This window comes from Pirellulales bacterium, from assembly GCA_035533075.1.
Taxonomy (GTDB): domain Bacteria; phylum Planctomycetota; class Planctomycetia; order Pirellulales; family JAICIG01; genus DASSFG01.
Map to the genome: position 1 here is coordinate 1 of DATLUO010000192.1, position 8077 is coordinate 8077.

Here is an 8077-nt window from a genome sequence, read left to right on the forward strand (position 1 = left end):
CGCCCGTGACACGCTCACCAACCTGCAGCGGCTTTGGATGCGGCCGGTGCATATCGAGACCATACTGGGCGGGGTGAAGACGATTTTGTCTTACGACGGCAAAGAACACGCCGTCGAACAATTCAAGCCGTCGAAGTGAAACGAGACGGCAAGAGAGAAGGAGCAAGGCAATGTCATTACTGGAAGAGGCGAAGCAAGCGTTGGCCGGCCTAGGCAATTTCGCCGGCACACCGTACGCGTTGGTGGCAGTCGACGGCGGCGAACGATTGGAATGTGAATTGACCACGCTCGACCGGGTGGGCTGCGAGTTTACGCGGTTCTCATTGCGGGCAGATCGGTTATCGGCGGCGACGATGGACCAGTTGAAGCGCGTCAGCGAGGCGCTGGCCGCGCGGCTGACCTATCTGCTGGAGCCGATCAAGCCGATCGAGCAAGACGCCGACCAGTGCGTGATTCAGATGCGTTCGCTGCCTCCGCAGCGCGAGGCCGACGTCACCAGCTACTATGAAGTGCTGGTGCGTCGCGGCGGCGAGCTGACTCTCTGCCGCTGGATGAAAGCTCCCGGCGACGTGCGCCAGCCGTTGCCCGCCCAGGTGACGCGAGAGGTGTTCCTGCGGCTGGTGGGCGATTTTTCGGCAGCGACGCAGTAGGCAAGCGGCACGCGTAAGCGTGCCGGTGGGTTCTATGTTCGTGCATGGGTCGAGCGTAGAATGGGGTCATGCAAGCCAGTTCATCTCCTGCGATCGAAGCCCCTTGCGCGAACTGTGGCGTATCGACGACCGTAGCGACGGAATACGCGGGACAAATCGGACGGTGCCAGGCATGCGGTGCATCAATGACGGTGCCAGGACGTCCGCGCCTCGCCGTGGCCGCCGACCAGTCGTTTGCGCTTTATGCGATTCGAATCCTTTTGCATCCTGCGCCGTGGTCGCTTGTCGCGGCGCACGCCATTTTGGTTTTGCTGGTGGCGCCGCTTATCATCGCAACGTTCAACACGGAAACCGCATCACTCGGTCTCGGCATCCTGGCGGTTGTCGATTGGCCGGCATTCTGGCTGTGCGACAGGGCAATCGACATTTGGGGACCAATTTCGCCGTGGCGAATCGTGGAAAGGGCCATTTTCGCGGGCTCGTTGCAGTGGTATCTGGTCGGCTTTCTCCCGCTGCTGCTGCTACGGCAAAACGGCAGGAAAAACAGAACTTGATCCCCGATCTCTTCCTCCGACATGCACTCAACGACCGTCAGGATATCGTCGATGGCTGCGCCGACCGGCTGCTTTTGTTGCGATGATGAGGCCCGGTAACGGATCGCCCGCTTGCACTCGGCGCTTAGCCGCCTTCGGCTATTCGTAGTGGAGGCGCAGCCGCGTCGAGCGGAAGCAATTCCTTTAGTTGTTGTTCGTCCATGACGACAATCTCCTAAGAATATCATGGCGCCAGCGGCACCGATTCAGTCTACCCTGGCGCCCGGCACAACGGTAGCTGATTGCCGCCATCTCTCATCCGCGCGGAAACTGCCGGCAATACTCATACAACGCCATGGCGGCGGCCGTCGCCACGTTATACGCATACGGCAGGCCGTAAACGGGAATCTCCACCACCGCGTCGAGCAGCCGCAGAACCCCGTCGTCGAGCCCCTGCCGCTCGTTGCCCAGCACCAGCACGCTACGACGGTCGAAGCGAAAGTCGTAGAGCGACACGGAACCGGTCGCCTGCTCCAGGCCGACCAGCCGATAGCCCTCGGACTTCAACTCTTTCAACGGCGGGGCGAGCGTGCGATGGATGCGAATCTCGACCGCCGCCGGGTTTTCGTCGTCGATGCTGTCGCGGGCGATCTTGTCGATCATCTTCGCCTGTCCGCAGCAGATCACTTGACGCACTCCGCAGCAGCCGGCCGTCCGCGCGATCCGCGACAGGTTCACATTGCTTCGCATCGGAGCGCATGCCACGATCAGTTCGCGGGGCCGCTCCAACGGCGAAAGCGGCTTTTGACGCTCGTGAACGAAGTTGGGCATGGGTATATTGTAACGGGGGCGTTGCCCGCTTGCTCCGCAAGCGGAACCGTAGCCCGCTTGCTCCGCAAGCGGAATTGCCATGAGGCTGGGAAGATCCTCGATACGGAGAACTCGAGCGGCACGGGAAACCCGTTCCGCTCGCGGAGCGAGCGGGCTACGGTCCGCAAGCGGAATTGGCAAACAAAGGAATTGGAATCACGCCGTGAGCGTAAGCACAGGCGAGCAACTTTACGAGCATCTGCAAGAAAGCCGGCTGTTCTCCGCCGAGCAACTTGCCGACCTGCACGATGAGCTGCTGGCCAAGCCCTCGCGGCCGGCCGGCGGCCTGGCCGACGAGCTGGTCAAGCGCGGCCTGATCACGCTCTGGCAGGCCCGGCAGCTTCTCAGTGGCCGGCATGCCTTCTTCGTCGGCAAATACAAGCTGCTCGAATGTCTGGGGACCGGCGGCATGGGCACGGTTTACAAAGCCTATCACGCCATGACCGACCGCGTCGTGGCGTTGAAGCTGGTCAGCAAAGCCATTCTGGCCAATCCGCCGGCCGTGGCCCGATTTCGCACCGAGGTGCGGCTGATCTGCTCGCTCAACCACCCCAACATCATCACCGCCTACGACGCCGACAGCGTGGGTGATATGCACTTCCTCGTCATGGAGTTCGGCCAAGGCCGCGACCTGCGGGCCTGGCTGAAGGAGCACGGCCCGTTGCCGGTCGATTGGGCCTGCGATTGCATCCGACAGGCGGCCCTGGCCCTCGACCATGCTCATCAACGCGGCCTGGTGCATCGCGACATCAAGCCCGAAAACATTTTGGCCGACGGGGCCGATCTCACGACGCCGCCCACCGTCAAGCTGCTCGACATGGGTCTGGCCCGACTGATGCACGAAGAACCGGCCGAAGACGCCGAGTTGACGGGCGAAGGCAGGTTGATGGGCACGCCCGATTACGTCTCGCCCGAACAAGCGATGCAGGCCGGCGACGCCGACATTCGTTCCGACATTTACAGTCTGGGGGCGACCTTTTACAAGATCCTGACGGGTGAAGTCCCCTTCGAGGGCGGCGACGTGCGGCAACGTTTGATGGCGCGGTTGGTGAACGACGCGCCACGGGCATCGGGCCGCCGCGACGATTTGCCGGAGGAGGTCGACGAGATCGTGGCCCGCATGCTGGCACGCGAGCCGGACGACCGCTTTCAGACTCCGGCCGAGCTGGCCGAGGCGCTGTTTCCTTTCAGCTTCGAAGGCCAGCGGACCGCGGCGGGTGCGGTCAACGCGGCCGTCGCCCACGAGAGCGACCATGCGTTGGGCAGCTTCTTCGACCGCATGGCTGAGGAAGAGGACGACGTGCCCCTGCAGCCCGTGCAGGCGGTTCAACCCGTGCGGGAGGCCGTCAGCGGGCCGTCGCCGCGGCGCGCCACGAGTGGCCGGCGGCAAGCACCTCGGCGCAATTGGGTCGTGGGCGTCGTGGTGGGTTGCGCGATTTCGGTGCCCGTGGTGGCGCTGATGTTTTGGGGGATGCGTTCGGCGACGTTGGTCTTGAACTGGCCGCTCGACCAGCGGCGCGGCAGCCAGCTTCTGGTGGACGGCGATGTCTTAGCGGTCCCAAATCAGAATCCGGCGGCCGTTTCTGTGCCCGCCGGCAAGCGACGGGTGGTGATTCGCCGCCGCGGCTACGACCCGATTGAATGGACTCTCGACCTGACCCGCGGACAGCAGATCAAGAAGCGAGTCGCCTTTGAGAAGACCGACCTATCGCGCCCCTTCCGATTCGGAACCGGCGATAAATAAGTGTTCGCTCCCCTTCCCGCGGCCCGGTGCCACTGGCCTTGTCGCCGAAATCCGCGTCCGCTATCATCCGCGACCATTTCAACAGAATGGGCCAGCCTGCGCGCCGGGGTTCTCGGCCGCGACACGCCCAAGAAAGGCGACAGGAGGTCGCCGCGAAAAAGCGAAGGGAGTCGAACCGACCATGCAATCGTCGGCCATGGTGGCGTTTCGCACGGTGATCATGATCACGTGCCTGGTGGCCGTGCCGCTGGCCGCGCTGACGGGCACCGCCGTGACGAAAGTCGTCAAGACGGCGCTGGGCGATCGCGGCGCGTCGTCGCCGTCGGGCGAAGTCGGTGGCAGCGAAGGGCCTTTCGGCCGCCCGCCGCTCGCGGCCGCCGAGGAGCCGGAACATGCGCCGCGGGTCGTCGCGCCGGCCGCCGGAGGGGCGACGAAAGTCGCCCAAGCCAGCCCCCTCTTGCCCCGCGCGCGGATCACGGCTGTCCGCGCGGTCGCCGATGCGCCGGAGGTCGCGGGCGGCCGACCGGCGGAGGCCGCCATCGAGACCGCGCCCTTGTGGAACGCGCCGCCCCGCACGGCCAGCACTCCCCGCAACCGCGACATGACAGCCCACTTTGCCCCCTCGCGAGTTTCCGCTTCCCTGCCGTCCGAACGGCAGGCGCGGGGCGGCCGCCCCAAAGCGTTGCACAAGACCGTCTATTCTCAGCCCGACGAAGATGCTGCGACGGAAGCGGCGCCTGCGGCCAAGACGGTCGGCGGCGACTTGGAGTTGGTGCCCATCGAGCAGGCAATGACCGACAACCGCTTTGCCGACAGCGAGCGGCGACTGCGCGAGCTGGGCGCGATTTACTACCGGTTGGAAACGTGGGGCGACGGCGGGCATTTCTATCGCTGCTCGTGCAGCATCGCCGCGGCGCCGCGGAGCCGCGCCACCCGGCACTTCGAGGCCATCGACGCCGCGCCCTCGCAAGCCATCCAAGCGGTGATCGCCCAGGTGCAGGCCTGGCGCGACAAAAGCGCGTCGCGGTAAATCGGTCGGGCGAGTTTGTTCTTTGTCGGTTCGCTCCATATTATAATTGAAGGCAGAATGTGACCTCTTTTGCCTACAAGAGACGTCATCCTGGCAGAGCTTTATACTTGGGCATACGGCGCGCCCCGGCGAAAAGGTTGAACAATATCGCCGGACTGTTGACGGATCTGAAGGTTTCAAATCTCGATGAACGCTGCGCCGGGGAATTCGGGCGGATCAGCGCGGATCTCCGGCGCAAAGGCATCACGGTGGGCGGACTTGACAGGCTTATTGCCGCGACGGCCAAGGTCTACGGCCATGTCCTCGTTACGCATAATGCGCGCGACTTTAAGTCGATTCCGGGGCTGACGCTCGTGGATTGGCTCGGCCCCTGAGCGGTGCCGGTCGTGGTAAAGGGGGCTGGCGTTTCCGCCGCCCCTCCGGCTAAAATCGGGAACCGCGATTCAACCGACATCCACCGCCCGGCACAGGAGCGCCACACGTGGCCAAAAGCAAAAAGAAAGTCGAAACCGTGTTTCTCGTCTGCGAGGAAACCGGCGATCACAACTACACCATCCGGCGAAAAACCGGAGGTGAAAAACTCAAGCTCAGCAAATACTCGCCGCGGCTGCGAAAACACACGCTGCACGTCGAGAAGAAGAAGTAGTCGGCCCGCACGCCGCGGCTGGAAGCCCCTCAGTCCGTTGCCCGTCAGGATGGTATGGCAAAGCGCTGGCGTATTCACTCGCACTCCGTCGAACGCATCGCCGCGCTGGAGCGTGCGGCCGGCGTCTCGGCCGTCGTGGCCCGGCTGCTCATCTGCCGCGGAATCGAAGACCCCTCGGCCGTGCGCAACTTTCTGGAGCCGAAGCTGACCCAGTTGCGCGATCCGGGCGAGCTGCCGGGCATTCCCGCGGCCGCCGAGCGCATCGGGCGGGCCGTCTCGGGCCGAGAGCGCGTGACCATCTATGGCGACTACGACGTCGACGGCATGACCGGCACCAGCCTGCTCGTCGAGTGCCTGCGTCTGCTGGGCGGCGACGTGGGCTACTACGTGCCGCACCGCATCGATGAAGGTTACGGCCTGAACCATGAAGCGCTGGAAACGCTGGCCCGCCAGGGAACGAAGCTGATCGTGACCGTCGACTGCGGCATCGCCAGCGTCGCCGAGGCCGAAACGGCCCGGCGGTTGGGCCTCGACCTGATCGTCACCGACCACCACGAGTTCGCTGCCACGTTGCCCGAAGCCGCCGCGATTGTTCACCCGCGTTTGCCCGGCACGGCTTATCCCTTCGCCGGCCTGAGCGGGTCGGGCGTGGCCTTCAAGCTGGCCTGGGCGCTTTGCCAGCAGGCCAGCGGCGCCAAAAAGGTGGGCGAAGCGATGCGCAACTACCTGCTGTCGGCCGTGGGCCTGGCCGCGTTGGGCACCGTCGCCGACATGGTGCCGCTGGTCGACGAAAACCGCGTGCTGGTGCAGCACGGTCTGGCCAGCCTCAAGCAGCGGCCGGGCCTGGGGCTGGCCGCGCTGATGCGGCTGGCCCAGATCGACCGCAAGCCGGCGCTCGACAGCGAAGACATCGGCTTCGTCTTGGCCCCGCGGCTCAATGCGGCCGGGCGGCTGGGCCAGGCGCAATTGGCCGTCGAGCTGCTGACCACGCCGTCGCCCGAACGGGCCAACGCACTGGCCGAGTATCTGAACGAGCTCAACGGCAGCCGGCAAAGCCTGGAGCGGAGCATCTATCTGGCGGCCAACAAGCTGGCCCAACAGCAGCACGACGTCGAGCGGGACGCGGCCTTCGTGCTGGCCGAGCGCGGCTGGCATGCCGGCGTGATCGGCATCGTCGCCGGCCGGCTGGTCGAGAAGTTTCACCGGCCCGTGGTGCTGGTGGCGCTCGACGATCTGGGCGTGAAGCCGGGCGTCGGCTCGGCACGGGGCGTGCCCGGCTTCAACCTGCACGAAGCGTTGTGCGGCTGCTCGCAACACCTGCTGAGTCACGGCGGGCATGCGGCGGCCGCGGGGCTGAAGATCGAAGAATCGCGAGTCGACTCGTTTCGCGACGACTTTTGCGAGCAGGTGGCGGCGGCGATCACGCTGGAACAACGGACGGCCGAGTTGACGATCGACGCCGAAGTGTCGCTGGGCGAGCTGACGCTGGGGGCGTTGAACCAGATCGAGCGGCTGGCGCCGTTCGGCCAGCACAATCCGCGTCCGGTGCTCTGTGCCAGCGGAGTGACGCTGGCCGGGCCCGTCGAGCGGATCGGCGGTGGTGGCCGGCACCTGGCCCTCAAGGTGGCCCAGAATGGCGTGGTGATGCGGGCGGTGGCCTTCGGCGGGGGCGACTGGGCCGACGAGTTGAACCAGATCAAGGGGCCGCTCTCGGTGGCCTTTCGCCCGGTGATCAACGACTTCAACGGCTATCGCCGTGTAGAATTACAGTTGAGCGACTGGCAAGCTCCCGCGTAGATTGGAATGCCAAATCTGAAAAATCCAACATGGAACCGTCCGACTTCGACATTCTGCGGCAGCACATGGTCCGCGACCAGCTTCGGCGTCGCGGCATCCACGACCGCCGCGTGCTGGATGCCATGCTCCAGGTGCCGCGCGAGGCGTTCGTGTTGCCGGAGCTGGCCGAGCAGGCCTACGTCGACCGCGCCTTGCCGATCGACTGCGGCCAGACCATCAGCCAGCCCTACATTGTGGCCTTGATGACGGAGGCGCTCGATCTGGCCGGTCCGGAACGAGTGTTGGAAATCGGCACGGGCAGCGGCTATCAGACGGCGGTCCTCTCGCGGTTGGCGGCACAGGTCGTCTCGCTGGAGCGGCACGCCGAGTTGGTGGCGTCGGCCCGTGCCGCGCTCGGCCGGCTGGGCTGCCACAACGTGGAGTTGATCGTGGGCGACGGTTCCGGGGGTTGGCCGCCCGCTGCGCCTTATGACCGCATCCTGGTGGCGGCGGCGACGGGCGAATGTCCGATCGCCCTGATCGACCAGTTGGCCGAAGACGGCCGGCTGGTGATCCCCTTGGGTGAGGGCGAAAGCCAGACGTTGCGGCAACTTACGAAACGGGCCGGGCAGCAAATCTGGGAAGATCTCGTTCCTTGCCGATTTGTGCCGCTGGTGGCAGACACGCATGACTATACTTGACGCGGCCGAGAATGAGACACGAGTGTGGCCGGATGATTCACCCCGGTGAGAGCACGCATGACTATACTTGACGCGGCCGAGAATGAGACATTGGCGGTGGCTGGGGCAGAGTCTGGCCAGGTTGGAG

9 protein-coding genes are annotated in these 8077 nt (G+C 65.0%); 8 read left to right on the forward strand and 1 reads right to left on the reverse strand.

What is annotated here, in order from left to right:
• The first annotated feature begins 170 nt into the window (after nt 1-170).
• Nucleotides 171-650, forward strand: a complete 480-nt coding sequence (locus VNH11_23585) for a hypothetical protein (protein ID HVA49368.1) — start codon at nt 171-173, stop codon at nt 648-650.
• 215 nt (nt 651-865) lie between these two features.
• Nucleotides 866-1204, forward strand: a complete 339-nt coding sequence (locus VNH11_23590) for a hypothetical protein (protein ID HVA49369.1) — start codon at nt 866-868, stop codon at nt 1202-1204.
• A gap of 294 nt (nt 1205-1498) precedes the next feature.
• On the opposite strand, the gene VNH11_23595 is transcribed toward VNH11_23590, so the two are convergent.
• Entirely contained in the window at nt 1499-2014 is a 516-nt protein-coding gene (locus VNH11_23595; protein ID HVA49370.1) for an RNA methyltransferase, read from the reverse strand.
• Between the two features lie 202 nt (nt 2015-2216).
• On the opposite strand from VNH11_23595, the gene VNH11_23600 reads away from it, so the two are divergent.
• The 6 genes from VNH11_23600 to VNH11_23625 all read left to right on the forward strand — a co-directional run bounded on the left by VNH11_23600 (nt 2217) and on the right by VNH11_23625 (nt 7950).
• Nucleotides 2217-3797: a serine/threonine-protein kinase gene (locus VNH11_23600; GenBank protein ID HVA49371.1), complete on the forward strand. Its 1581-nt coding sequence runs from the start codon at nt 2217-2219 to the stop codon at nt 3795-3797.
• A gap of 181 nt (nt 3798-3978) precedes the next feature.
• Entirely contained in the window at nt 3979-4827 is an 849-nt protein-coding gene (locus tag VNH11_23605; GenBank protein HVA49372.1) for a hypothetical protein, read from the forward strand.
• Nucleotides 4828-4886: 59 nt separating this feature from the next.
• A complete protein-coding gene (locus tag VNH11_23610; protein ID HVA49373.1) occupies nt 4887-5201 on the forward strand; it encodes a type II toxin-antitoxin system VapC family toxin in 315 nt (104 codons plus the stop codon).
• 107 nt (nt 5202-5308) lie between these two features.
• Nucleotides 5309-5473 carry a 50S ribosomal protein L33 gene (gene rpmG / locus VNH11_23615; GenBank protein HVA49374.1) on the forward strand — a complete coding sequence of 55 codons (165 nt, stop codon included), beginning with the start codon at nt 5309-5311 and terminating at the stop codon, nt 5471-5473.
• Nucleotides 5474-5527: 54 nt separating this feature from the next.
• Nucleotides 5528-7270, forward strand: coding sequence for a single-stranded-DNA-specific exonuclease RecJ (recJ, locus tag VNH11_23620; GenBank protein ID HVA49375.1), 1743 nt, complete (start codon nt 5528-5530; stop codon nt 7268-7270).
• Between the two features lie 29 nt (nt 7271-7299).
• Nucleotides 7300-7950, forward strand: a complete 651-nt coding sequence (locus VNH11_23625; protein ID HVA49376.1) for a protein-L-isoaspartate(D-aspartate) O-methyltransferase — start codon at nt 7300-7302, stop codon at nt 7948-7950.
• Nucleotides 7951-8077 lie beyond the last annotated feature (127 nt).